Here is a 26742-nt window from a genome sequence, read left to right as displayed (position 1 = left end):
TTAGACAGCCTAAGATATAGCTTAACCCCTGTTATTTCAAGGGCTGGTCGCACGGACATACAACGTCCCGCAGATTCACGACGTCCCCATTTATGCTACTAACTTCTAATTAAAACTAAAACTTATGTAATTCATCCCAGCCTTCATATATGCTCATAGACTGGGATGTTGTTAATCTGCTGTTAGCCGACGTCCTGCTTTATATTAAAAACTAATCAATATTTTACTACGATTGACCTTGAGAATTATCTTCATCAACTACTTTATATTCTCTAAATACATCATTTGATCTTTTAGATAAATTATCCACAATATGTTGTATAATCTTTTGTTTTTTTGTAATCTTAGACCCTCCAAGATGATGTTTTTTTAGTAAATACTTTAATTCTTTAATCTTAAAACCTGATAAGTAATCTATAAAATTCTCCTCTAATAATTCATTTGACTTCTTAAATAAATTTACTAAATCAAGTTTTTCTTCATCAATCTCATCATTAGAGTTATTTTTCTCATTATTTTGTTTTAAATTAGAAATAAAATCTAAGACTATATTAGGGTCTTGCTGTACTACTTTACCAAATTGCTCCAAAACCTTTCCAAATCCGATTATATCTTCTTTGGTAATATTCATAATATCCTCCCTTTTAACTTGTCATATAAATAAATTCTCTAGCAATATTATCTATCAATTGTTTAATATTATAAAAATCAGATTTATTTCTTGCCGTCGGTGATGTAATAAATGGTTTATTATCCATAGGAGCTTCAGAAACAGAAATCCTTTGTGGTAATTCATTTTTAAAAACATAATCATTCAAATCACTATATCTTAATTCTTGCATAGTTGAATTGTGTAAATTGGTTCTATAGTCAACTTTACTAAATATTATACCAGCTAAATTAATATTACATGTCTTCTTTTTTCTTTTGAAGCTTCTTATTCTATTTAGCACTAAATTAATCCCTATTTTTGATAAAATATCTGGAATAGTAGGAATAATATAATAATCGCTAATTGTAATTCCATTTAATGTTATAGCTCCTAAATTTGGAGGACAATCTATAATTATATAATCATATTCTCTATTATTTAATATCGGTGTTAATTGATTTCCTAATACATCAACATGATTTATAAAAGCTTTCCTGTCAATGTCTGGTATAAAATCTTGAATTTCTACTAACCCTAAACTTGATGGAAGTAAATCCAAATTATTAATATGTGAAACGCCTTGAATAATAGCATCTCTCATATCAAAATTTTGTTCCTCATTAATAAGGTCATTAAACATATGAAATAAAGTTTGCTTTGACTCTTTATCTCTATATATCCACTCTTCTTGCGGAATCAATGATACAGTAGCATTTGTTTGAGGATCTAAATCAATAATCAATACTCTTTTGTTAAAATTTTGAGCCAAAGATGCAGCAACATTTACTGCAATAGTCGTTTTCCCTACTCCCCCTTTTAAATTTATAAAACTAACTACTTTTGTCAAATTAATCACTCCTCTTATTATAATTTTTATTAATAACATTATTTGTAAAAAATCTTTTGGATGTTGGCTAACATATATCTTAACGACATATGTCGTTTAAACTATCGAGTTGTGGGTATTAACGACATATGTCGTTAATACCCATTATCTCTTTAACCTTAATATCATTCCTAGATTCAAATTTTATCTAGTGGGCTTTCAATTTTACTAATACTCTTTTTACTAACATGAGTATAAACCTCTGTTGTTTTAGAACTCTTATGTCCAAGTAGCTCTTGAATATAACGAAGATCTGTCCCCCTTTCTAATAAATGTGTAGCAAAAGAGTGTCTTAAATCATGAATAGATACCTTCTTTTTTATTTTTGCTTTAGAGCAAGCCCTCTTAAAGACCCTTTGTACTGTCCTTTTTGTCAAATGAGTATTTAACTTTGCTCCAGGAAATAACCATTTTTTAGGACTATATAACTTATAATAATCTCTTATCTCTTCTAAAGCAAAATGTGACAGAGTAGTATACCTATCCTTTCTACCCTTTCCTTGCCTAACTCTAATTAACATCCTATCACTATCAATATCTTCACACTTCAATTTAACAACCTCTCCTACTCTTAAACCAGCAGAATAAACTAAATACAAAATCGTTTTATGTTTTTGATTAGATAATGATTTTAATATTCTCATTACCTCTTTCTCACTCAATACATTAGGCAGCTTTTTCTCTTTTTTAGGCCTAGGCAAGTTAATTATAATATCACTTCTTTTAAGCACCTTTATAACCATAATTTTTATAGCACTAACAGCTTGATTGACAAAAGAATGAGAAAGTTCCCTTTCTTTTAACAAATATAATAAATATTTTTTTATATCTTCTTCTTCAATCTCCTTAATACTCTTAACGCTAAAGTTATTAAACTGTTTAATATGACTCAAATATACATCTACTGTTTCTTTACTGTATCCTTTTAATTCTAAATAATCTATAAATTTTTCAATTATTATTTCATCTTCAAGAAAAATCTCAAAATTAAATTTAACCTTCTCCCCTAAAAAGACTTCCCTTACCTTCTTTATATTAGCTAATGAATAAGGAACTTTCCATACCTTATTTCTAGCATCCCATTTTCTATTTTTGATTTTTCTTACCTTTTCTACCCTTAGTTTAGAATATTCAAAGCTAATTAAAAGTTGGTTTTCATCTTTTTGAATTTCTATAGACATTAATTGGCTCCTTTCTATTTACATATCTATTATAAATTTTATAACCAATTTATGTCTATCTTATACAAAAAATCCGATTAAGTTCTTTATTGCGCATTTTTTCTATGATTACATAGCAATTATTTCTCTTTTTAGTGCATTATCTCCTTCTTGTAAGATGATTTTTCCATTTAAAATCTTCATCCTTTAATTTATATGAGTTAAATTTATAGACAAAAATAAAATCTATGTCTAGTTTTAACTAGACATAGATTTTATAAGCTTATCTATTATTTCTTTGAGTCATCTCTTTTAAATCTTCAGCTAACTTACCTTCTAGATCATCTTCTCTGTACTTCCAATCCCAGTTATCGCCTAACACTCCAGGAACATTAAAACGAGCTTCACTTCCTAATGAAAGCATATCTTGCATAGTTGTTATAGCTATTACCGCCCTAGAACTCCAGGCTAGCTCCATCATATCCCAAGATATCGAATCATATCTCTTATCGGCATACTCTTCTAAATATTTCTCTAAGTCCTTCTTGTCAGATTCACTGGCATCTTCTTCATGCCAACCTACAGTAGTATTATTATCATGAGTTCCAGTATAAACTACACAATTATCAGTCTCAAATTGATTTGGTGGAACATTATTATGCTCCTCAGAATCAAAACCAAATTGTAAAATCTGCATACCAGGGAAATCAAAATGATTCTTTAACTCCTCTACATCATCAGTAATAACTCCCAAATCTTCAACTATAATCGGTAACTCACCAAGTTCATCCTTGATAGTCTTAAAGAGATCCATTCCAGGTGCCTTCTCCCATTCGCCATTAATAGCCGTCTTCTCACCATAAGGAACAGCCCAATAAGCAGCAAAACCTCTAAAGTGATCGATCCTCACAATATCAGCTACCTCAAGTAATGCTTCAATTCTCTTAACCCACCAATTATAATTAGTCTCCTTTAACTTATCCCAATTATAAAGTGGGTTACCCCATAGTTGTCCAGTTTCGCTAAAGTAATCAGGTGGTACCCCTGCTACCTTAGTAGGTCTCATATCCTCATCGAAGTAGAATACCTCGGGGTTGGCCCAAGCATCAGCACTATCCATAGCCACAAAAATAGGTATATCCCCTACAATCTTCACTCCCTTATCATTGGCATATTCTCTAACCTTTGCCCATTGATTAAAGAAGATATATTGGAGAAAACATCTAAACTCTATTTCATCACTTAACTCTTCTTTATAACGCTCAACTGCTTCTTTCTCCCTTAATTTAATATCCTCATCCCATTCATTCCATGGTCTTTCATCAAATGAAGATTTAACAGCTCTAAAGAGAGCATAGTTATCTAACCACTCTTTATTCTCTTTACAAAACTCTTTGAAGTTACCCTTATCTGATAGACCTTTAAATCTATTATAAGCTTTTCTCAATAAAGGCATCTTAAAATCAATAACCCTACCATACTCGACCTTATCCTTATCAAAGCCCTCATCTAAACTCAATTCATCTTCTTTTAAAAGATCCTCTTCTACCAACTTTTCAAGGCTAATAAGCATCGGGTTTCCAGCAAAAGCTGAAAAACATTGATAAGGTGAGTCGCCATAACCCGTTGGCCCTAGTGGACATATCTGCCACAACTTCTGCTTAGCTTTAGAAAGAAAATCAATAAATTCATAAGCCTCACTTCCTAAAGATCCAATGCCATATTTTCCAGGTAAAGAAGTTGGGTGTAAAAAGATACCGCTCTGTCGTTTAAATTTCATCTTTTTCCTCCTAATATTTTATTAATTTTTTTGAAAATTAACTAAAGTTATTTCCCTGTCTACTTTACTCTAAAATATTATTTGATATATGCAGGATAAATATTTATGGTACCGCTTTCATATTAAATAATTTTTTATTTATGTACATTATAACATTGAAGGGGTTATTTTTCAATTTTTCAACTCAAACTTTTTTAATTCTTTTAAATTATACCCTTATCAATTGTCAAGTAAATATTTATATGATATAATTAACCAAAATAAAGGTTATAATATTTAGAAAAAGAAGGTGTGTATTTATGGAGGAAAAAATTGCTTTATTAACTGATAGTACTTGCGATCTATCTAGTGAAATTTTAGAAGAAAATAATATTAAGAGTTTGCCCTTGAAAATTGTTTATTCAGATAAACAGTACAATGATAGAATTGATATTCAACCTAATGAGGTATATGATAGCTTTGAAAAAGAAATACCAAAAACCTCTATGCCAACTCCTCATGAAACAAAAGAAATCTTCTTAAACCTTAAAGAAGAAGGTTATACACATGTCATTGCCATTCATATATCCAGCGGACTAAGTGGAACTCATAATATGGTCAAAATGATCAGTAACGAAATAGAAGGTATCACTATAGAAATAATAGATTCTAAAGCCTTATCAATGGCTTTAGGTAGCCAAGTCCTTTATGCTGCTCAATTAATTGAAGAAGGTTTAAGCTTTGACGAAGTTGTAGAAAAAACCAAAGCCAAACAAGATGATATAGAAGTCTTCTTTGTTGTAAAAACTTTAAAGTATTTAATCGAAGGTGGTAGAATTGGAAAAGTAACAGGAACAATTGGAGAATTCTTAAATCTAAAGCCAATTATATCAATTGATGATGAGGGAGTTTATTATACATACAAAAAAGCTCGTGGACGCAAAAAATCATTAAATACTCTTTATAAACTTATTAAGAACAAAGTAAAAGATGGATTAGGTTCTGTAGCTGTCATGCATGGAAATGCTGCCGAAGAAGCTTCAGAATTATTAGAAAAGATTAAAAAATTAGACAATGTAAAAGAAACCTTCTATGGACAGATTGGCCCTTCAATGGTAGTCCATACTGGACCAGGGTTAATAGGTATCGCAATCACTAAACTGGACTAAATACAAAGAGGAAGAGCGCTATAAATGCACTCTTCCTCTTTGTATTTTATTAAAGATATTATTCAATCTATACTAACTTCTTTACAAAAGATTTCATACGGGCCAACGCCTCAGTGATATTCTCCAAAGAAGATGCATATGAACACCTAATAAAACCCTCTCCACTCTCACCAAAGACATTACCAGGAATCACAACAACACCAGCCTCTTCTAATAACCTTTGGGCAAACTCTTCTGAACTTAACCCTGTTTTCTTAATAGAAGGAAAAGCATAAAAAGCTCCTTTAGGTTCAAAACAATCTAAGCCCATATCATTTAATCCTTGAACTATAACCCTTCTACGCTGATTATAAGCCTTAAACATCTTTTTTCTCTCTCTATCTCCATTAACCAATGCCTCTAAAGCAGCCTTTTGACTCATAATTGGTGCACAAAGCATAGTATACTGATGTATCTTCATCATAGCATTAATAATAGGCTTAGGAGCGGCCGCATATCCTATTCTCCAACCTGTCATAGCATAAGCTTTGGAGAAACCATTAAATACTATAGTCCTCTTCCTCATTCCTGGTAAAGAAGCAAAACTTACATACTCACCCTCATAGGTCAATTGACCATATATCTCATCAGAAAGAACAATCAAATCATTCTCTTCTACTATCTGAGAAATCTCTAAAAGATCCTCTCTATCCATTGTCGCCCCTGTTGGATTATTGGGATAACAAAGCACCAAAACTTTAGACCTGTCTGTAATAGCTTTCTTCAAATCATCAGCTCTCAACTTAAAATTATCTTGGGCAGAGGTCTTTACTCTAACTACCTTCCCTCCTGCCAATACAGTAGAAGGCTCATAAGAAACATAACAAGGTTCAGGTAAAAGAAGCTCATCACCTTCACTTAACAAAGCTCTTAGAGCAAGATCTAAAGCTTCACTAACCCCTACTGTAACTAAAACTTCATTTTCAGGGTTATAAGTTAATTCATGTTTGCTATAAAGAAACTTTGCTATCTCCTCTCTTAATGAAAGAAGTCCATAATTAGATGTATACATAGTACTTCCTTGCTCTAATGAATAGATAGAAGCTTCATTTATATGCCAAGGAGTTACAAAATCAGGCTCTCCAACCCCTAAAGATATTACATCATCTACGCCAGATACCATATCAAAGAACTTTCTAATCCCAGAGGGTGGGACATCTTGAATTCTAGGAGAAATTATCTGCTCCCAATTCATGGTGAAACCACCAAGCGTTCATCAAGCTTCTTATCCTTTTTAAATATTATCCCATCCTTCTTATAAGTCTTTAAGATGAAATGAGTTGCTGTACTTTGAACATGTTCAATAGTCGCTAACTTTTCTGCCACAAAAAGTGCAACCTCTCTCATACTTCTACCCTCTATCTTCACTGATAAATCATAACCTCCAGACATTAAAAAGACTGAACTGACCTCAGAAAACTTGTAAATTCTTTTAGCTACTGCATCAAATCCAACTCCTCTTTCTGGAGTGACCTTTACATCTATTAAAGCATAAACAATATCCCGCTCAGTCTTATCCCAATCAATTAAGGTACAATATTTAACTATAACATTCTCCTCTTCTAATACCTTAATTACCTTCTCCACCTTCTCTTGGGGGATATCTAACATTGTACTTATCTTATCTGGAGACAATCTACTATTACTCTCCAACAGTTCTAAAATATCATCATTCATATTTACCTCTCCTTCTCTCCCACTTATTATAATTAACTATAATCTTATATCATTCGCCAAAAATCAAGTTAATCCTCTTATTTTAATAGTTTTTCTTTTAAAAAAACTTAAACTAATTATCTAACAAAAAATCAAACCTCTGCAAATCATTAGACCTGATAACATCTTGAACCTTAGTAATATAAAGCTCTCTTTGTATAGAGTAATATAGCAGACCTTCTACAAGTTCTATACTATCTGGACTCTTACCTCTTCTTCTAAAATCATCTCTTATGTACCTAAAGTCTTCATAAGCAAAATGGCGATTTAAATTAAGTAAAAAGCTTTTGATTGAATCTTGAACCGTCTCAAACTTCCTAATCCGATAAGTAGCATTGGCAGGTCTTTCTCTAGGAATAACCCCTGGTATCTGTTCTAAAAATGTCCACTCACCAAAGATATTATTAGCTTCAATTGTAAAGCGTGATGTTCCCCACCCTGATTCTAAAGCAGCTAAAGCTATAATTAAGGAAATAGGAATCGTATCCATCTTATAATATAGCTCATTGATTATCTCATCTTTGTCATCACTATATATATAATACCTCTTTGCTTTATCCTCTAACCATTTTTCATCCGATTTACTAATTGAACCATATATATTTTTTTGATTCTCAATACTCCTTAAAGTTCTTCTCTTATTTAAAACCTCTTGGTTAGCATAATAAGCACCTAGCAAAAGAGTATTTATAAAAAAACTCTTTCTCCGCTCAATACTATCTATTTGATGAATATTATGAGGAAGATTAGCAATTTTTATTTTTGGTATATTATCATCCTTATTAGATAGCATATCATAATCTAATTTTTCAAACAAACTCTTCCATTCTTTATAGTCATCATATGATACCTTCTTGAAACTATTGAGGTCTTTACTTAAGTCTACGGTTTCTGAAGGTATCCTTTCTAAATCTTTTAGCCTTTCAATTCTTCTAATATAGATATTAAGGAGCAAAATAAGAGTAACAAAAGATAAAAATGCTATTTTTAAAAAACTACTCGCTTTCTTATTATCCATAATCATCCAACTCCTTAATTTTAGAATATTTTTGAACTATTAAATATATTCGCTAAAAGAGATTATTTCTCCTGCTCGTATCAACTTTTATTAATTATATCTAGAATATTTTCTATTAATTTACACTTTTTAAGTATAGTATATTAAGTCCTCTCCAATCTTTAACTATTAATACTGTTGCTTATTCAACACCTCGATAAAAGTGCCCTGTTGTATATCCCTTCTTTCTCATTTTAAAACTTAAGGCATCAATTTCAACCCCTTCAGAAGGTATTCCAAGTAACCTCTCCTTATATCCTTTAATTATCTCCACAACATCTCTTTCACCCTCAAAGATAAAATCAAGACGATAACTACTAGATCCAGACTTTCCAATCTCTTGTAAGTACTTCATCAGATAGATAGGTTGACTGTTGTAAATAATAGAAGAACAGCTTTTAGGATCACCTATAACTGGAGCAATCATCCCTTTACGATCTAAAAGTCCATAATTAGCCTTTCTACATTCACTCTTACACTCTTTGCTTAAATCAAAGCCCCTCTTTACTCCACCGATAGGACAGTATTCACTTATCATCATAGGTAGATGTCCATAGACTATCAGCTCTTTTTGGATAGGGTTATTAGAATTAATTTCCCTTATCTCTTCTAAATTAAGCTCTGGTGAGAGAGTTATAGACCTATAACCTTCTTCTAACCAATGCTTAACACTATATGAGTTAAAGGTATTTAGAGGATAATCACCAATCAATATTTTATTAGAATCTCTTAATAAATAAGCTTGACCTAGTTGGCCTACCAAATACCCGTCAATCTGACTTTTTTCTAACCTTTTTAAATTCTCCCTAACCTCATCCATCTCTGCTTGTCGAGCAATCTGAGGTAATTTAATCATCAATTGGGTTCCCTTCTTTTTAAACCTTTTTGCTAGATTATCTAAATCAAGCCTTTTAACCTTTTCTAGATCAAGATAGATTCTATCTACTCCAACTGATAAAATACTATCTACTAATTTTATATCCTTAATATAAACTGATATTTTGTTATCCTTTTGATAACTTCTACTTTCTAATTCAAGCTCACCTTCCTCCACCTGATTGTTTCTATAATTATCCATAAACTGCTTACTCCGTTTTATATCTAGATTCTCAACTGCCCTTCTCCGGAGGCCATTTATTTTTGAAATAGGTACAAATAGATTATTGTCCATATCAATATTTAATTCTACAAGATTATAAGGTGTATTACCCAACTTACTTATCTGCTCCTTTAAATCTTCTGAACCTATCGGTCTATTTTTAGCTTCTTCTAGGATAAACTCACCTTCTACAGATGTAAAATGACCATCCTTATCCCAAAGCTTCAAAGTCATAGGCTCTCCTACCTTGGCCTTCAAATCTCCATATATCCTTATCTGCTTTAATACATCCTTCCCACCGTAGCTCTCTTCTACTGATTTCAAAAGAGATTGCTGTGAAGTCCTATAAAGGGGGTTACCTTTCTTTATCTTTCCTTTGATCTCAAATTGAATCACATTATTACCTTTATATTCAAAATCACTTAAGAATAAACCAGGATTTCTAGAACCATCAGTCCAAACCTCTACCCCATCACCTTCCTCTAGCTTCTTATCTAATCTAACCTTAGCTAGATTATTTCTTCTATCATAATTTATAACCTCCCCAACCTTCACGCCCCAATTCTTAGGTCGATCATAGCTTATTAAATCTAAACCTTCCTTACCCAAGTAATAGCCAGGTATAAATCCTTCTCGGTTAAAAACCTGAGTTACAGCCTCTTGATCTTCTAGTTCAACCTTATAACCTTCTTTACCTGAAGACAAATAACTATCTAGGTATTTACGATACTTTTGAGTTACCAAAGCCGTATATTCAGGTCGCTTCATCCTCCCTTCAATCTTTAAAGATGAAACTCCAGCTTCAATTAGCCCAGGAATTATCTCTAAGGTGTTTATATCCTTAGGACTTAGTAGATACTTCTTATCAAACTCCTCTCCAATAAGTTCATTTGAATCTAAATCTACTAAGGAATAAGGTAAGCGACAGGGTTGAGCACATAGCCCTCTATTACCACTTCTGCCCCCTATTAAACTACTCATCAAGCATTGGCCCGAATAAGAGATACAAAGAGCTCCATGGACAAAGGCTTCTATCTCTAAATCTGTCCCCTCTTTTATCTTTCTTACTTCTTCTAAGGATAGTTCCCGGGCCAACACCACTCTAGAGAAACCTAAACTTTCTAGATAGTTGGCCCCTTCTAAGTTATGTACTGTCATCTGTGTGCTTCCATGTAGGTCTAAATCAGGAAAAGACCTTCTTATCAATTGAGCTAGCCCTAGATCCTGAACAATTACTCCATCAACCCCATATCTATAAACCTGCTCGACAAAGGATAAGACCTCTCTAATCTCACTATCTTTATATAAGGTATTAACTGTAATATAAGCTTTCACTCCACGTATATGTAAGTATTCAAAGACCTCTTTTAGCTCCTCTAAAGAAAAGTTATCAGCTCTTCTGCGAGCATTAAAATCTTTTCCCCCAAAATAAACTGCATCACACCCCTGCTGGACTGCTGCATATAAACTCTCCCGACTTCCTACTGGAGATAATAACTCTACTTTATTTCTATAATCATAATTCATCGATTGTTGGCCCCTTTCTTTTTTAATACAACCCTAATTTTATCTTATTAAGATTATCATTTCAATCTTATTTAAAGATAATACAAAATTTGATTGAAGAAATTTAACTCTATAATTAATCTTATCTAAGAAAAAATTCAAAAAATAAAAGAAGAACCTGTTGGCCCTTCTAATTAAATCTTATTTTATTAATAACATTAATTTTTCATTATATGTAATAGCCTAGAGAAAACAAAAACAAAATCCCCGTAATTAAAGCTAAAACCCTACTAAACTTAGGATAACCTAAATTACCGATTATAAATAAAGAAAATAGTGTTACTTGAATTAAAATAACTGAATATAATCTCAATAGTACCCTTTCATTTAATATAAAAAACTCTACCACCCAAACATAAAGTCCTATTCCAAATGTAATCCAAACTCCTTTATCCCTTTTGATAGAAAAGACAGGAACTTGACTCTTATCTCTGATCATTAATAAATTAGGCAATTTACTCTTTAGAGATATGCTAATCAATAACAAAAGTAAAGCAGAAACTAATATAATAATATCTTCAACTACAAATCTCATAATCAAACCTCTCTTTCTTAAATTTTTTCCTTTAAAGAATCTAAATCTTTAATGGTTATCTTCTGTCGGGATAGAGTTATAATCTTATCATCTTTAAACTTATTTAATGTTCTAGATATAGTTTCCCTTGATGTTCCAATTAAATTCGCCAATTCCTGTTGAGTTAAAGAAAGATCAATTTGTAAATTATTACCCTCCTCAACTCCATAATCTTTAGCTAAAGTAAGGAGAATACTGGCTGTCCGACTTGTTGTATTCTTTAAACCTAAATTTCTAATCATCTTTTGAGCCCTTCTTAACCTTTCACTCATTACCTTTAGTATCTTAAGACCAACATTAGGCATCTCATAAATCAATCTCTGCATATCCCTTGCTTGGATAATACCTACCTTAGCATCTTCGATAGTAATAGCTGTAGCTGGATAATTTCCACCATCAAAAAGTACTACTTCAGCAAAGATATCTCCTTGTTTTAAGATATTTATTATCTGTTCCTCACCACTCTCTATCGATTTAACCAGTTTCACTTTACCTTTTTCAACTATATGTAATCCTTGTCCAGTTTCACCTTCAAAAAATAATATCTCATTCTTTTTATAATCTTTGCTAATAATCAATTTATTAAGCTCAATTAACTCCTTTTCTTCTAATTGAGCAAAATATGGATGTTTTTTCAGTATATCCATTCCTTTTCCCCCTTCCAAATTAAAATTTACTTATAATAATACTTAATCTACTTTATATTATAATCAAATAATTTAATACATTGCAAGAAAATATCCTTATACTCTAAGCTATTCTAATTCTCCACTGTTCTATAAGAATAACATTTTTACTTTATTATACATATTAATATAGTACTATATTAATAAAAAGGGGTGATTAATATGAAAAAAATTATTCATAATATGCTCCTCTTATCATTATTACAGAAGAATATCTTTTATCCTTCTTTTATAAATAAAATTAAGAATAAAAATATTGTTCCCAACCCTTTATGTAATTTAGTTTTAGTAAATAAACAGAACTATTTATCTCCTATTTTTAAACCAAGTGATCTAGTTATTCCCAACATTCCTTTCAATTTTGAAAAAAACTTAGCAAAAAAATTTTTGCGTAAAGAAGCAGCTAAAGCCTTAGAAGATCTATTCTTAAAGGCAAAACAAGATGATATGGAATTACTTGGAATCTCTGCCTATAGATCATATTGGAGACAAAGACGCATCTTTATTAATAATTTAAAACAAGATGGATTTAAAAAAGCAAATCAATATAGTGCCTGTCCTGGTCAAAGTGAACATCAAACAGGTTTAGCTATTGATCTATCATCTCCTAAAATAGATGGTGAATTAATAGAAAAATTTGGTGAAACCCTTGAAGGTAAATGGTTAAAAGAGAATGCACCCAAATATGGATTTATACTTCGCTATCCAAAAGGAAAAGAAGAGATAACCGGATATCAATATGAACCATGGCATATTAGATATGTTGGTATCCCCTCTTCCTTAATAATAGAAAAAAATAATCTAGTTTTAGAAGAATATTTAAATTTTAATGCTCAATAATCTTAATGAATATACTAATGGATAAATTAAGTAAACACTACAAACAATATTCTTCTACATCCAATTATTCAATAACTCTAAATCATAAAATGCTTTTATTAATTATAGATCCAAATCAAAACTATCTTTATCAAAAAGCTCACTTAAATCTTTCTTCAATTGTTCAATATCTTCTTCATCATCAATCTTATTATTATTAGTCAAGTTATTTAATACATTTGCTAATCCACTTTGATTTACAAATTCTCCAAATGCTTCTTGATCAGAAGAGTACATATCTACCAGCCCCTCCAAGAAATCAAGTTTTTCTTGAGAAAGGTTTTCAACACCTAAACTTTCAATTAAAGCAGGATCAATACCAGTCAATTGAGCAATCTTTTTTATCTTATCATCTGTCATTATATCCCCCCTAGATAGTTTAATCATTCTCACCGTCTTAGAAAGTAAGAATGATTGAATAATTTATTTTCTAACCTATATTTATGTTCTTTATTTATATTTATTACTTCTAATTTATTACAGGTTATTCTAATAATAAAAAACCTAAATAGCTTAAGCTATTTAGGTTTTTTATTATTTTTTAATTTGGACTATTAGGGTTTGTTCCTCCTAACCCTTTTACATACTTGTCATGAGGCACAAAAGTTTTACAACAACTTTGATAACATTCTGTAATTGGCGACATACCCTGTTCTTTAACAATTTGATTTGTCTGTTCAACATCCGTTTCATTTGGTAGCTTTTTAGCAAAATCATCACTGACAACAAGAAGCTTCTCTGCTATACAAAGGTTGGGTTCAGACCACCAATGACAATTGTCTACAGTACAATGAACATGAGATTTTTGTGTCATTATAATTATACACCTCCTAATATTAGTCTTTAAGAGATACATTTAATTTATTCTGATTTTCAAGCACTAAGAATAGAAATATAGACCATCATTTGAATACTTTGTATAGATATTGATAAGATTATCTAATTCTAGACTAAGTTTAAAAACCTCTGGGTGACTACTATCACTATATTTTAGCCTTGCTTCAAGCATTTCATCTCTAAGCCTTTCAATCTTGCTCTTTATCTCTTTAGTAATATCTATCATATATCTCTCACCTACTTATTTAGAGTATTAAAAAGGTGAATTTACAGATAAGCTGCTAAAAAATTACTTATATTTATTTTTGATATATTTGTTTATCATTAATTTAAAAAAGTTCTTAGAATATATCTTTTTACCTTCATAGTCTTAACTATATAATAATTAAAGTTATTTTTCAAAAAAATTTATGCTTAATCTCTAATATTATAATTTAGTACCTGCTGGTATCGGAGATTGAGTAATAATATCTATAACAGTTATCTTATCTAGATTTTCTGTTTTCTCTAAGGAATCCTTCAATTCATTTATAGTATTTACTCTAATCCCCTCTGCTCCACAACTACGTGCCAACATAGCAAAATCAGGATTATTTAAACCCACCTCTTCTAACTTTAAATTGGCTGAATGCATCTTATTCTTCTCCATTGCTAACCAACCATTATTTATTACTAATACCCTAATAGGCAGATTATATCTAAGTCCAGTCAATATATCTGCTAACACCATCTCAATTCCCCCATCACCAATTATACAAGTAACAGGGCTTTGAGGATTATTAATCTTTGCTGTTAGTGCTGCTGGCAAAGCAAACCCCATCGTCCTCCAAGTACCTGAAATGACCACTTCTTTAAACTTCTTAGTGAAGTATTTAGCAAACCAAATAACGCTATCACCAGAATCTAAAGTGATAATCTCACTTTCACCTAAATTCTCGCTTAATACTTTTATTATCCCTCTAGGATCTATAGGAGTTTTTTCATTTTGAATAGTTACTTCTAATCTTTTCTTCTTCCACCCCTCTTTTAAAGATTTAACTTTATTTTCCCACTCTTTATTATTTTTCTTACTTACCTTGTCTAACACCTTCTCTAAAGTTAACTTTAAGTCACCTACAACTCCTAATTCAACTGGATGAGTCATACCTATATTCTCTTTACAGATATCAAACTGTAAGACCTTAGGTCTCCTAGGAACAGAATCCATAGGCCACCAAGTAGAACCTAAGATAATTATTAGATCACTTGCTTTCAAAGCTTCTTCTGCTTCTTTACTACCCCCATGACCTAAACCTCCTAATGATAAAGGATGACAATCATCTATTATTCCCTTTGCAGCCAAGCTGTTAATTAATGGCGCTCCTATCTTCTGGGCTAATTTTAATAAATTTTCACCTTCTTGCTTAACACCTCTACCATATAAAATTACTGGTTTTTGAGCTTCATCTATTATCCCTTGGGCTTTAGATAATATATCTTGATTTGCTAATAATCTTTGTTCTAAATGTGGTAAATAATTTCTAGCTAAAGCATTAGTTGTAGCATCCCAAAGATTCATAGGTATTACTATATGACTTACACCACCCTTTGATATGGCCATAGTAATTGCTTTTACTAAAATATCTACCACTGCTTCTGGATCAATCAAGACTGAAGAAAAGACCGTTAAAGAATCTGTTAAGTCTAATTGATTTATAAATTGCTTATAATTGGTCCCAATATTATAGGTTGCTACTTGCCCTGTAATCAATAATAAAGGAGTACGATCACTATATGCGTCAGCAATACCATTGATTATATTAGCCGTTCCTGGACCACTATGGGCTACACAAACACCTATCTTCCCAGTCATTTTAGATTGAGCCGACGCCATCATACCTGCTGTCCCTTCATGCCTAGTAGTATAAAGTTTAATTGGAGAATCCTGCAAAGCAGAGAAAAACTTTAATATAGTATCTCCTGCATAACCATAAATCTTATCTATACCCCATTTACTAAGCTGGTCAATTATCACTTCACTTACCTTATTACTCACTTTATCACCTCTTTTTATTTTTAACCTCTATATTCTAGCTTAACCCTCTTTAAAAACTTTATTACTATTAACTGTCATTTCATTGCTTGTATATAATCTCTATTTGACGGGGATTATAGTTAATATAAAAAATAAAAAAGGAGGCGATTGATTTGTTTGATTTATTCCCCTTCCGTAGTGGTGAAAAAATGGAGAATATGTCCGAAAGGTTTATGGATAGCCTATGGTCTAAATCAAATATCTTAAATAATTTGATGGACTTGACAAATATGAGTTTTAAAGCTGATATCAAAGAGAAAAAAGATGCTTATATTCTCGAAGCAGAATTAGCAGGACTTAGTAAAGAGAATATCAATTTAGACATCGATGGAGACTACCTTAATATTATGATAAATAATATTAATGGTATTGAAGAAAAGAATGAAGCTTACATTCATAAAGAAAGAAAAACCGGTCGTTATCAACGCAGTTTTAAATTAGAAAATGTAAGAAGGGATCAAATATCAGCTCAATATAATAATGGCCTTTTAATAGTACATCTTCCAAAAGAGGAAGTTAAAACTGAGAACAGACGCTCAGTAACAATTCAATAAAAATTAAATTTTTCAAAAATAAAAGGTAGATTATCTAATTAATTAGATAATCTACCTTTTCACTTATAATTTATCTTCAGGTTCAAAAATCAAAGTTTCGATAAAAAACATAAAAAAACATTTCATACAATCTCAATTTTAAAGGTGTCTTCAATGTTTTAAAAAGCAAAAACATTTCATACAATCTCAATTTTAAAGGTGTCTCTACGAGTTTTTAAAGTACAAAAAACTCTTCGTGCAATCTCAATTTTAAAGGTGCCTCTACTTAGTTTTCCACTATCGGTACAGTTAGACCACCTTGAGGCATAATAATAGCTTTATACCCCTTACCGTGCTTCTGCTCTAGATAATCTAACCCTTCATCAAGATCATCTACCTTTCTGGCAAATAACATCTCTGTTGCCTCTTTATTAAAGTCTGAAAGAAGAATAAACTCCTTATCCATTACTACTTTACTAATGGCAAAAGCTTTATGACCTCCAATAACAAAACCTTTCTTAATCCTAGTAACATTATCCTCAGGCTTACTAGACTCTTTAAGCCAATCCTCAAAGATATCTTCACCTAAGCCACTTTTACATTGGGCCAACAACATAATTGTACCACCCTTTTTAACACCCGCATCAGCATTGTCCAAAGCCTTTTGAGCTTGATAGATATTTAAATCCTTAGGAAATCCTCCGGCACTAACAATAGCCACATCGGCCTTCTCTTCTAAAGGAACATGATACATCTGAGCAGAGGTCTTAACTCCTTTATACCAAGCCTTCTCTAAGTCACCTGATACCACCTCTACTATCTCCTTCTTACTATTTATTACTACATTTAAGATAAAATCAACTTTAGCCTTCTTAGCTGCTTCCAGCATCTCTAAATTAACTGGATTATCTTCAATCTTTGGTAGGTTCCCTATCAAATTGACCATCTTAGAGTGATTAAATTGTATAGACTCCCTACCTGCTACCCCAGGGAGTATAGATTTGCGACCTCCAGAAAATCCTGCAAAATAATGTGGGGTTATTACTCCAGTTGTTATTAAAAGATCGGCTTCAACTGCTTCTCTATTAACTAAAAGTTTATTTCCTGAACTTAATCTTCCTAAATCAACTAAGTCTTGATCAGCATTATGAGAAACTATTCGATAATTATTAACTAAATCCTCACCAAATACTCTAACATTATCTTCTCTAGTATGAGGTTCATGAATTCCAGTCGCTATTATAAAGGTTATTGATTCTTTATTAACCCCTTTTTTTCCTAAAACCTCTAATAAAGGTGGCAACATATACTCATAAGGAGTTAAGCGACTTATGTCATTAACTACAATCACAACCTTCTTAGGATCTTTCTTCTCAATTATATCTTCTAATGCCGGCGAAGCTATAGGCTTTACTAATGATTCTTCTACCTCTTTTAAAGGGTCTTTTACCCCTTCCTTCTCCTTTGGTAATAGAACATTTATCTCACCTAACCTATCCATATTCAATTCTAACTTCTCTTCTCCATATTTAAGCTTCATACTATACTCCTCCATACTATTTTGGTTTATTATTACTTTAACAACTATAATAACCATTATAACTTTCAAGAAAGAAACTGTACTTAAATATATCTAAGTACAGTTTCTAAAAGTTAAGAATAAGTTTAAGTTGTTTGCTGTAAATATTATCTTTGCCCAAACTCAATCTTGATTCTTCATTTCTTCAAGCAATGCATCAATCTCTTCTTGAGACATAACTTCATCGCCCATAAGCACCCTCCTTTGTACTAATAACCAGTAAAGATAATTAACACAAATTCCTTTAGTAATATTTTATCATAAATACTTAAATTATTAAATTTTTCTTTTGAAAAGCTAGGTTTTTTTGAAAACAAATTAGCAATCTATTACAAAAGACTTCCAAAGACTCTCTAACTCATCTTGATAAGACTTATCTACTAGTTCATGATACTTAGGAATTAGACTCAACTTTTTAGTATTATAAATATTCATATGTCCTATATCATCAACTCCTGTTGATATAGCTAATTTTGCACAGTTACTATTATATATACCCTTAAAAGTTGCTGAGAAACCTCTCCTTTGTATATAATCTGTAAACTCCTCTGCCTTCTGCTCAAGGTCTTTAACTAGCTTATTACCCTTTCCTCCCTTAACCTCTCCTGCGCCTTTCTTTGCTAGTTCATCGGCTCGCTCATTCCATTTAACCCCTGAATGGGCTTTAACCTTATGCCAAGTAATCTTAATTCTAGATTTATCGATAAAGGACTTAAAATTCTTAGTCAAAGGAATATTTGCTTTATATTCTCCAGTTGCCCACTTTTTTATATTCTTTAGATCATAATATACCTCTAACTCTTTTATCCCTTTCTTCTTACACCACTTTAAAGCCTCTTCTACAGCTACCAACTCTCCACCAACTTGACGTGAACTTTGGGCTAAAGGACTGGTGACTGGACCAAATAGCTCTTCTACCACTTCTTCTCCTTTTAAGATCACAATACCATAACCTATTCCACCATTAATATAAGAACCATCTACATAGGCTTTATATAGATTATTGATAGGGGCCCCAGTCCAAATAGATCTTAATTGATTATAGATTTTTTCACCTGTTAGTTCATTTTCTTTTAAAGTATAAGCATCCTTGGTAGGGCTGTAATAGATTGTTAACCTTCCATAAGATTTCTTTTCATCTCTAATAGCAAGCTTTAACATATAATCTCTTATCTGATCAATCTCACCTTTAAGACCTTCTTTCTTCAACTCTTTTATAAATCCACCAGTCTTCTCCCTTAGTTTATCTTCATATTTATATTCCATATAAACCTCCCTAAGCTCTATTTAAATATATTAAATCCCAAACTGAAAGTAAATTATTCTATTTTTGCAATTAAAATAATTATACCATAGATGCTTTATTTATCAAGTTTGATTAGAAACTTTCCCTGCAGGTCTTTTATGATATAGCAATATAATACTTATAACCCTCATTTATAAAATGTATAGAAATTAATCACTTGGAGATAATAATTTAGTGGTATAACTATCGGCTAACAACTATTAAAAACAGGAGTTGATTTGAATGATTGATTATTTTTCAAACTTTAGCTTTGATTTAAGTCCAGTTCGCAAGTATCTACTTCTCACCTTAGCTTCTATTCTTGCGATTACAATAGGTTTTTCGCTGGTTCTCTACCCCTATCATACCCTTTTAGTAACTGGAATAGGAGCTATATTTGTAGCTAGAAAGCAAAAGGCTAAAGAAGAAGAGAGGCATATAGACTTGGCCCGACCCCATATTAAAAAATTTATCGATTATTTTTTTAATAGTAGTCCTGAAAACTTAGATGAGATAGAGGGTATCTCTAAAAATTTATCTTCTCTACAAAAAAATTTAAAAGAAGAAGATATTACTCTTAGAAAAAATGTATTAGTAAATCTAATCTTAGAAGAACTTATCCTCTCCTTTATTAGAGGAAGGTTATCAACCTCCTTTCGTATTCCCCTAAAAGAAGAGGATGATTATGAAAAGGACCTTAAGGCTTTAATTTATATCTTAGATAAGATGAATATAAAAATCAGTAGAGATAAAGCACTTAGCTCAATAATGTCTATTCTAAAAATTGAAAAACAGAAAGATTTTTATGATTACTTTTTTGAAAAAAACCTTCACCTCAAAAACGGCGGATCAACTTCAGATTTAGCCACTGCATATGTAAATACCTTTGAAGATGATTTAAGTTATATAAGCTATCTTAAAGAATTAGCTAAAAATCTGGATATTTCCTTAGATGAAGAGGAGCTTGAAATAAAGATTGAAGAGGAAATTGAATATATATCCCTTACAAGAGAGGCTCAATCTATTTATAGAGCTATGGCAGAAGGAAGAACAAAGAAGGTGACTCCTATTACCCTCTCAACTATTGATCAACTTTCTGGGGAAGAATTTGAATTATTCCTTAAATTATTATTTACAAAACTAGGTTATAAAACAACCTTAATTGGGTGTCGTGGAGACCAAGGCGCAGATTTAATAATAGAAAAAGAAAATGATAAGATAGTAATTCAAGCTAAGAGGTATAAAGGTAATGTTGGAAATAAAGCAGTGCAAGAGGTTTTAAGTGCAAGAGCTTATTATGAATGTAACGGAGCTATGATAGTTACAAATAGTCACTTCAGCCCTGCTGCCATTGAGTTGGCCCGAAGCAAAGGAAATAAAGTTACCCTTTGGAATAGAGAAAATTTAAGCAAAGAGCTCTCCAAAGTATCCATCTTTCTTGAAGAGATAATAGATCCAATTTAATCAGACAAAATCAAGAACTACAGTTTCCAAATCTTTTAACTTATGACTGATTACCAGTAATAAAATCACACTTTATACTCTGTTATAATAAAGCCTCCATATTAAGAGTAATGTAGAGCTATAATAATGCATAAATATTATAGTAACTAAGATTTAATAAAGGAGGCTTTATTATGAACTTGCTAGAATATTTAGAGAGAAGCGATAAAAAGAATCTATCTCTTATCTCCAATAAGCATAATATTTGTTTTGATCCCAAATTCTCAAAAAGATGGATAAGTAAAAAGATAAGTCAAAAATTACTAAACCCTAATTATCTAGATTATATAATCAATGAAAACCTATCTTCTAAGTCAAAAGATTTAATCAAAAGGTTAACATTGACCCAATCAATTAATAAAAATAGTTTAGACCAAGAGGTATATGAAGAACTAAGGAAGACAGGGCTGATTTATGAAGATAAAGAATTCTGCCACCTCCCTTGGGATCTAAGAAATATCTTAAGCAAAAAATTCAAAGGCAAAGAAAAAAAATCTCTACCCTTTACTAAAAAAGTTAAAAAGATTAATTTGTCTACACAAAATAAAAGAGCAACAATTAAAGTTCCCTTCTCTACTTACTTAGTACTATCTTTTGCATACTTGGATAGATTAAATGAAAGTAATAAAAAAGCACGAAAAATAATGCTTTTGGATTATTTAAAAGATATCAACCAAAGTGAGATTTCATCTGAACAATTATTAAATTGTATCCTTTACTATAGTAATAAAAAAAGCTTATTGAGTGAAAATTTAATGTTAAATGATAGTTTTAAAAAATGGTTAACTAAGAAAGATCAAGAAATAATATTTGACCTTCTAGAAGTATTTTTCCCTAAAAAGTACCTACAATTAAAGAAAGTAATAGCTGTATTACTATATTACCCTCCAGGTAAAAGCATACCCTTAAGCTTTTTAAATAAAGAGTTTGGGATTTTATTTGCTAAAAAAGAAGGTAAAATGATACATATGTTGAATATTATTGATATAAGCAAGGATGAGCTAGCCTTGAATAATTTCATTTGGCACCTGTTCAATAAGAAGATTGACTCTTACTCTAAACCACTTCAAATCTTAAAAAATGAAGTTCTAATAGATCCAGAAATAAGAATAAAAACCTTGTGGACGATAGCCAAGTACTCCACCTTAACCGATATTAATAATCAACTTAAATTTAAAGTTAACGAAAGGAGCTTTCAGATGAGCCAAAACCTAGAGAAGAAATATCCTTCATTAAAAGAATTACGCCTTAAAAGAATTAAAGGGGAATACCAGTCAATGTCTGATGATAACTGGAAGAATCTCTTGAATCAATTTAAATTAGAACATAATATCGAGGGAAATGAAAGTCTAAGAATAGATTTGGCTTATCGTAGTTTGCCTCATACATTAAATTAAAGAGGAAATTAGACATATGTCTAATTTCCTCTTTAATTTAATGTTATCTTTTAGCTTTTATAACTAAAGGAAAAGATTCTAAAGGTTTATAGCTACTCCTATCAAAACCACCAAATAACTTTATATTATCAAAACCTATTTCACCTAAGATTTCCTTTAATTCTTTAGATCTTAAAGGAAGCAGAGCTACAGAATTTTCAAAATTGCCCTCTTTGCTCTTTAACTCCGTCTCAAATTCTACCTTTTCCACTCCTAGTTTATAATTTCTAATCAATTTAACCCCAGTTTCTTGATTACTTATTGTAGGTAGTTTATTTATTTCTAAATCCAATATTCTATCATAATTAACTATTTGTATTATCAAATTTCCATCCTGCTTCAAAAGAGAATATATACTCTTTAATACCTCTTTAATCTCCCTTCTGCTGTCTAAATGCACTAAAGAATTTCCGATACAGAAAATAAAATCAAATTTCTCTCCACTATAGAGAGTTGATATCTCCTTCATATCTCCCAATTTAAAGTCAATATCTAAACCTTCGGATTTACTTTTGGCTAAATTAATCATTCCAGAGCTTAAATCTATCCCCGATACCTTATACCCATCTTGGGCCAACGCTATCGAATAATTTCCGCTCCCAGTAGCGATATCTAATACCCTAGCATTTTCTTTTAGATCTTCTTTTAAAAAGTCATAGGTTTTCTCTTTAAAAGGGAATATATCATCATAATATTTAGTAAACTCTTGATAAAATTTCATTTGAACCCCTCCTAAATAAAATTAATTCAAATTTATTTTTACTAACTCTCACCTCATTATTCCATTAATAGTACCTCTTGTCTTTGATTTAAATCACATAAAATTAAAATTCTTCTCTTTAGTCATTGAATATTATGCTCTATTTTCGGTAATTATAATAATAGCTTGGAAGGGAGGATAAAAAATGAGACCTAGATCCGTCTTTGAAACAAAAAGGAGAATGGATGAAAGGCTTCTAAATACCGATCCTAGCAGATTCTATTCTAAGGTCGCAGCTGTAGCAGCTGGTGCCTTTATGTTAGGCAAATTGAGTCAAAAGATGATGGATTGGTATAAACACTAATCTGCTTTCAAGTCCAAAAGCCAAGGCAAAATTGCCTTGGCTTTTTTTAATAAAGAAGAAGATATGTAGGAGAGAAGAGTTAATACTTCTCTCCTTTTTAATATTATTACCAAACTCCTAATATTAATAATATTAAAATTAGGAAGAGAACAAAGGCAATCTGACCATGATATTTTTTAAGCACTCCTTGCAGATCTTCCATCATTCACCCCTCCTTTCTTCTTCTCTATAGTTTATGTGATTAAATAAATTCTGTTACATTTTTTATTGAATATAATTAAATATTAGAATCATTATCCTATAAAAAAGAAGAGGAATTTTTCCTCCTCTTTTCTCAATTTATTGCTCTTACCATACTCCTAATACTAATAATATCAAGATTAAAAAAAGAGTAAAAGCTATTTCACTACGATATCTTCTTATTAAACCTTGTAACTCTTCCACCTTCTAACTTCCCCCTTTCCTTATTTCGATATATATTATGCTTTAAAATCAGTTATGTTACAATATTTTAAAAAAGCCTCTGGTCCAATTTAAATAACCTAGAGGCTTTTAGAGAAGAAAAACGGATATGTAGAAGAGCAAAGCAGAGAAAAACTATCCTCCCCCTAACTTTGCTAAACGATTACTAAGCTCCTAATACCAATAGGATCAAAATTAAAAAGATAAAAAAAAGATTTTATTTAAGAGAGGGGAGACTTTTCCCCTCCTTAACGTAGATTAAAACATACCTAATATTAATAAAATTAAGATTAAGAAGAGCACAAAAGCAAGTTGATCATAAACTCCTACTCCACCTTTACATGTCATTTTTAATCACTCCTTTCCTCTTCTTTAATACAATTTATGCACAATTAATAGAGACTGTTACTAATTTTTCTTTCAAAAAATATAAAGATAAGAAGAGCCCCTAATAGAGCTCCTCCAGTTTATGACAATATACATTGTGAAAATTTACCATAAGCCTAGTACTAATAGAATCAAAATTAAAAAGATAACAAAGACATAGCTTCCTCCTAAGTAAGGCTGTGCTCCTGCTCCTTGATAATCTTCCACCTTTATCCCTCCTTTTAGCTCTTCTAATACAATCTATGTTTTAGGAAGGATTTTGTTACAAAATTCAATAACCTACCAGCTTACTTACCCCAACTACTTCGATTCCAATCTCCTCTAAAGAGGGTAGTAACTCCTTTAAGACCCTACTTGTTACATCGCCACCATGCGGGCCAACATGGCCAATCCCTATAGCACTTCCTCTTTTTATGGCCTGACCTGTCAATAAGAGTGTCGCATCTCTAACCTCACCATAATCTCTTCTACCATCTAAGAAGATATCCCTTTCTAGATACCTGACTCCAAGTTCTTTGCATACCTCTTCTACTACAGACTCTCCACTGGTCTTGCTATCTATAGCAATTAAATCATACTCCTTTGCCACCTCTAAAACAGCCCTCATCACTCTTCTATCTGCTGTAGCCTTAGAACCTGTATGATTATTAAACCCTATAGCTACTCCAAGATCCTCAATAGCAGCTTCCATCCTCTTCTTAATCTCATCATCAGATAAGGATGTTAATATAGGTTTACTCCCAAGCCAACTCATCTTCCCTTTATTTGGCTCCATAGGTAGATGAATTATCACATCAAAACCCTTCTCCTTAGCTATTAAGGCTTCCTCTCTAGACCGCTCCTTAAAGGGAATGACTGCTGCTGTAATCTGTTGGTCTAACTTAAACATATCCTCTGTCCCTTTAGCATGATTACCAAAGTCATCAATAATAATTGCTACCTTAGCACCTTTAGTCCTTCTTGCCTTAATTGGTTTTTTTAAATTTAGATAAGGTGATAGGTTACTCTCCACCCCATCAACTAAAAACTGAACCAACTCTACCTCATTAAAACTGGCTGTTAGCTTTAAAAGAGAATTGACAATAAAAAAATGTTCCATAACCTCAAATTTATCTACCTTAGGTGCAAGATTAAAATAAACGACCCCTTCTTTATAACCGATATTTTGAATTATTTCTTCAACATCATTTATTAATAAACCTTCTGGAACTGAAGTAGCAAATACCCTCTCTACCCCTTCTTCTACCTTCTTTTTAACCTTATAATCCTTAGTATTAAATATGTAATCTACTCCAGTGCTAAAAGGAGAGTATAATAAAAAATTTCTCAATCTAACGCTGCCTTTAGAGATATAACTATCATCCTCATAAAAGGAAGATACTACTTCCTCACAAAATAAAATATCATTGCCCTTTATAACCAAAGTAGCAAAAGAGGATCCTACTAATAATAAAAGAAAGACAGCAACTATAATTAACTTTATCTTAGTACTGGAAAAACAAATCAAAAACTCACCTCCTTAAAGAACTTAAATCCAGAAAAATACTCTTCAATTCCCCGATAGATTCCCTCTACTAAAGCTTGCTGGTAATGGGTCTTTTGAAGTAGCTCCCAATCTAAAGGATTTGTAATAAAACCTACTTCTACTAATACCCCAGGAGTATTTTGAGATTTGAGTATATAAAGATCATTGCGTCTCTTTATATTGTGCTTTGTATCCTCAACTCCTTGGTAACCTAAATTATTTAGATGCTTTTGTAATGTCTCTGCAATTGTCTTATTCTCCTTATGACGAGAGCTGTAAAGAACGACAGGGCCTCTCATAGATCGTTGGCCTAACCTATTATCTACATGAATACTTATAAATAGATCTACTTCTTTTTGGTTAATAATATCTATCCTTGCTCTAATATCACGAGTATGTCTACTTCTAGAGTAATTATTGAGATGGTCTAAGGAGATATCCTCTTCTCTAGTCATAATAACCTTAGTATCACTTTTTTCAAGAAGATAGTCTTTTAACTTTGAAGCTATCTTTAAGTTGATATCCTTTTCCAGTATCCCACCATAGGTGGTCCCACCATCTATACCTCCATGACCTGCATCAATAACGACTACTCGTTGGCCTAAAGGTGGTGTCTTTACTATAATATTACTTAAATTCAACTCTTTAGGTAGAAAAAAAATTAAATAAATAAAAAGTATACTTAGATATATCTTCCACTCAGAAATTTTTATAATCACTTTTCCACTTCCTTAAGATTATCAATCTTTAAATTAAATTTATTCAAGGCTATCTTTGATTATCACTTTTAAACTAATAAAGCATAGCGTTATTAG

25 protein-coding genes are annotated in these 26742 nt (G+C 31.4%); 6 read left to right on the top strand and 19 right to left on the bottom strand.

Going from position 1 to position 26742, the window contains the following annotated elements; translation table 11 throughout:
• Positions 1-226: 226 nt before the first annotated feature.
• From HALSAC_RS0111695 to malQ, 4 genes are all read right to left on the bottom strand, one after another.
• On the bottom strand, positions 227-631 hold the full coding sequence (locus tag HALSAC_RS0111695) for a hypothetical protein (protein WP_027340407.1): 405 nt from the start codon (positions 629-631) through the stop codon (positions 227-229).
• A gap of 13 nt (positions 632-644) precedes the next feature.
• The gene (locus HALSAC_RS0111690) at positions 645-1499 is read right to left on the bottom strand and encodes a ParA family protein (RefSeq protein ID WP_027340406.1); all 855 of its coding nucleotides are present in this window, start codon (positions 1497-1499) and stop codon (positions 645-647) included.
• Between the two features lie 176 nt (positions 1500-1675).
• Positions 1676-2719, bottom strand: coding sequence for a site-specific tyrosine recombinase/integron integrase (xerA, locus tag HALSAC_RS0111685; protein ID WP_027340405.1), 1044 nt, complete (start codon positions 2717-2719; stop codon positions 1676-1678).
• 262 nt (positions 2720-2981) lie between these two features.
• Positions 2982-4478, bottom strand: coding sequence for a 4-alpha-glucanotransferase (gene malQ / locus HALSAC_RS0111680; RefSeq protein WP_027340404.1), 1497 nt, complete (start codon positions 4476-4478; stop codon positions 2982-2984).
• A 299-nt stretch (positions 4479-4777) separates the two neighbouring features.
• Here malQ and HALSAC_RS0111675 point away from each other — a divergent pair, with 299 nt between their 5' ends.
• The gene (locus tag HALSAC_RS0111675) at positions 4778-5626 is read left to right on the top strand and encodes a DegV family protein (RefSeq protein WP_027340403.1); all 849 of its coding nucleotides are present in this window, start codon (positions 4778-4780) and stop codon (positions 5624-5626) included.
• 67 nt (positions 5627-5693) lie between these two features.
• On the opposite strand, the gene HALSAC_RS0111670 is transcribed toward HALSAC_RS0111675, so the two are convergent.
• The 6 genes from HALSAC_RS0111670 to HALSAC_RS0111645 all read right to left on the bottom strand — a co-directional run bounded on the left by HALSAC_RS0111670 (position 5694) and on the right by HALSAC_RS0111645 (position 12324).
• Complete coding sequence (locus HALSAC_RS0111670; RefSeq protein ID WP_027340402.1) at positions 5694-6860, bottom strand: aminotransferase class I/II-fold pyridoxal phosphate-dependent enzyme; 1167 nt, start codon at positions 6858-6860, stop codon at positions 5694-5696.
• The gene (locus HALSAC_RS0111665) at positions 6857-7342 is read right to left on the bottom strand and encodes an Lrp/AsnC family transcriptional regulator (protein WP_027340401.1); all 486 of its coding nucleotides are present in this window, start codon (positions 7340-7342) and stop codon (positions 6857-6859) included. The genes HALSAC_RS0111670 and HALSAC_RS0111665 overlap by 4 nt, the downstream gene beginning before the upstream one ends.
• 112 nt (positions 7343-7454) lie before the next feature.
• The gene (locus tag HALSAC_RS16605; RefSeq protein ID WP_051412206.1) at positions 7455-8399 is read right to left on the bottom strand and encodes a glucosaminidase domain-containing protein; all 945 of its coding nucleotides are present in this window, start codon (positions 8397-8399) and stop codon (positions 7455-7457) included.
• A 181-nt stretch (positions 8400-8580) separates the two neighbouring features.
• Positions 8581-11064, bottom strand: coding sequence for a U32 family peptidase (locus tag HALSAC_RS0111655; protein WP_027340400.1), 2484 nt, complete (start codon positions 11062-11064; stop codon positions 8581-8583).
• 208 nt (positions 11065-11272) lie between these two features.
• Positions 11273-11638, bottom strand: a complete 366-nt coding sequence (locus tag HALSAC_RS0111650) for a hypothetical protein (protein WP_027340399.1) — start codon at positions 11636-11638, stop codon at positions 11273-11275.
• Positions 11639-11655: 17 nt separating this feature from the next.
• Positions 11656-12324 carry a Crp/Fnr family transcriptional regulator gene (locus HALSAC_RS0111645; protein WP_027340398.1) on the bottom strand — a complete coding sequence of 223 codons (669 nt, stop codon included), beginning with the start codon at positions 12322-12324 and terminating at the stop codon, positions 11656-11658.
• 201 nt (positions 12325-12525) lie between these two features.
• Here HALSAC_RS0111645 and HALSAC_RS15855 point away from each other — a divergent pair, with 201 nt between their 5' ends.
• Positions 12526-13203, top strand: a complete 678-nt coding sequence (locus HALSAC_RS15855) for a M15 family metallopeptidase (RefSeq protein ID WP_051412205.1) — start codon at positions 12526-12528, stop codon at positions 13201-13203.
• 102 nt (positions 13204-13305) lie between these two features.
• Here HALSAC_RS15855 and HALSAC_RS0111635 read toward each other — a convergent pair whose 3' ends face one another.
• The 4 genes from HALSAC_RS0111635 to HALSAC_RS0111620 form a co-directional block, all read right to left on the bottom strand.
• Positions 13306-13602 carry a hypothetical protein gene (locus HALSAC_RS0111635; protein ID WP_027340397.1) on the bottom strand — a complete coding sequence of 99 codons (297 nt, stop codon included), beginning with the start codon at positions 13600-13602 and terminating at the stop codon, positions 13306-13308.
• Positions 13603-13783: 181 nt separating this feature from the next.
• Positions 13784-14098 (bottom strand): DUF1540 domain-containing protein, encoded by a 315-nt coding sequence (locus tag HALSAC_RS0111630; RefSeq protein ID WP_245579471.1) that lies wholly within the window; start codon positions 14096-14098, stop codon positions 13784-13786.
• 24 nt (positions 14099-14122) lie between these two features.
• Complete coding sequence (locus HALSAC_RS0111625) at positions 14123-14305, bottom strand: aspartyl-phosphate phosphatase Spo0E family protein (protein ID WP_027340395.1); 183 nt, start codon at positions 14303-14305, stop codon at positions 14123-14125.
• 201 nt (positions 14306-14506) lie between these two features.
• Positions 14507-16114, bottom strand: coding sequence for a thiamine pyrophosphate-binding protein (locus tag HALSAC_RS0111620; protein ID WP_027340394.1), 1608 nt, complete (start codon positions 16112-16114; stop codon positions 14507-14509).
• 152 nt (positions 16115-16266) lie between these two features.
• On the opposite strand from HALSAC_RS0111620, the gene HALSAC_RS0111615 reads away from it, so the two are divergent.
• Positions 16267-16707, top strand: a complete 441-nt coding sequence (locus HALSAC_RS0111615; protein ID WP_027340393.1) for an Hsp20 family protein — start codon at positions 16267-16269, stop codon at positions 16705-16707.
• Between the two features lie 265 nt (positions 16708-16972).
• On the opposite strand, the gene larAH6 is transcribed toward HALSAC_RS0111615, so the two are convergent.
• Both larAH6 and HALSAC_RS0111605 read right to left on the bottom strand, forming a co-directional pair.
• The gene (larAH6, locus tag HALSAC_RS0111610) at positions 16973-18226 is read right to left on the bottom strand and encodes a nickel-dependent malate racemase, LarAH6 family (protein ID WP_027340392.1); all 1254 of its coding nucleotides are present in this window, start codon (positions 18224-18226) and stop codon (positions 16973-16975) included.
• Positions 18227-18583: 357 nt separating this feature from the next.
• Positions 18584-19531: an RNase H family protein gene (locus HALSAC_RS0111605; protein WP_051412204.1), complete on the bottom strand. Its 948-nt coding sequence runs from the start codon at positions 19529-19531 to the stop codon at positions 18584-18586.
• Between the two features lie 262 nt (positions 19532-19793).
• Here HALSAC_RS0111605 and HALSAC_RS16600 point away from each other — a divergent pair, with 262 nt between their 5' ends.
• Entirely contained in the window at positions 19794-21014 is a 1221-nt protein-coding gene (locus HALSAC_RS16600) for a restriction endonuclease (protein WP_051412203.1), read from the top strand.
• Between the two features lie 173 nt (positions 21015-21187).
• Positions 21188-22450 carry a hypothetical protein gene (locus HALSAC_RS0111595; RefSeq protein WP_027340390.1) on the top strand — a complete coding sequence of 421 codons (1263 nt, stop codon included), beginning with the start codon at positions 21188-21190 and terminating at the stop codon, positions 22448-22450.
• Between the two features lie 43 nt (positions 22451-22493).
• Here HALSAC_RS0111595 and HALSAC_RS0111590 read toward each other — a convergent pair whose 3' ends face one another.
• Positions 22494-23210 carry a class I SAM-dependent methyltransferase gene (locus HALSAC_RS0111590; protein WP_027340389.1) on the bottom strand — a complete coding sequence of 239 codons (717 nt, stop codon included), beginning with the start codon at positions 23208-23210 and terminating at the stop codon, positions 22494-22496.
• Between the two features lie 184 nt (positions 23211-23394).
• Here HALSAC_RS0111590 and HALSAC_RS17140 point away from each other — a divergent pair, with 184 nt between their 5' ends.
• On the top strand, positions 23395-23553 hold the full coding sequence (locus tag HALSAC_RS17140; RefSeq protein WP_156924189.1) for a hypothetical protein: 159 nt from the start codon (positions 23395-23397) through the stop codon (positions 23551-23553).
• Between the two features lie 1120 nt (positions 23554-24673).
• Here HALSAC_RS17140 and HALSAC_RS0111555 read toward each other — a convergent pair.
• Complete coding sequence (locus tag HALSAC_RS0111555; RefSeq protein WP_027340388.1) at positions 24674-25909, bottom strand: divergent polysaccharide deacetylase family protein; 1236 nt, start codon at positions 25907-25909, stop codon at positions 24674-24676.
• Positions 25906-26646 (bottom strand): N-acetylmuramoyl-L-alanine amidase family protein, encoded by a 741-nt coding sequence (locus HALSAC_RS15845; protein ID WP_035571858.1) that lies wholly within the window; start codon positions 26644-26646, stop codon positions 25906-25908. The genes HALSAC_RS0111555 and HALSAC_RS15845 overlap by 4 nt, the downstream gene beginning before the upstream one ends.
• Positions 26647-26742 lie beyond the last annotated feature (96 nt).

It is taken from the genome of Halonatronum saccharophilum DSM 13868, assembly GCF_000517025.1.
GTDB lineage: Bacteria > Bacillota > Halanaerobiia > Halobacteroidales > Halobacteroidaceae > Halonatronum > Halonatronum saccharophilum.
This window is presented reverse-complemented; position numbering and strand designations above follow the sequence as displayed.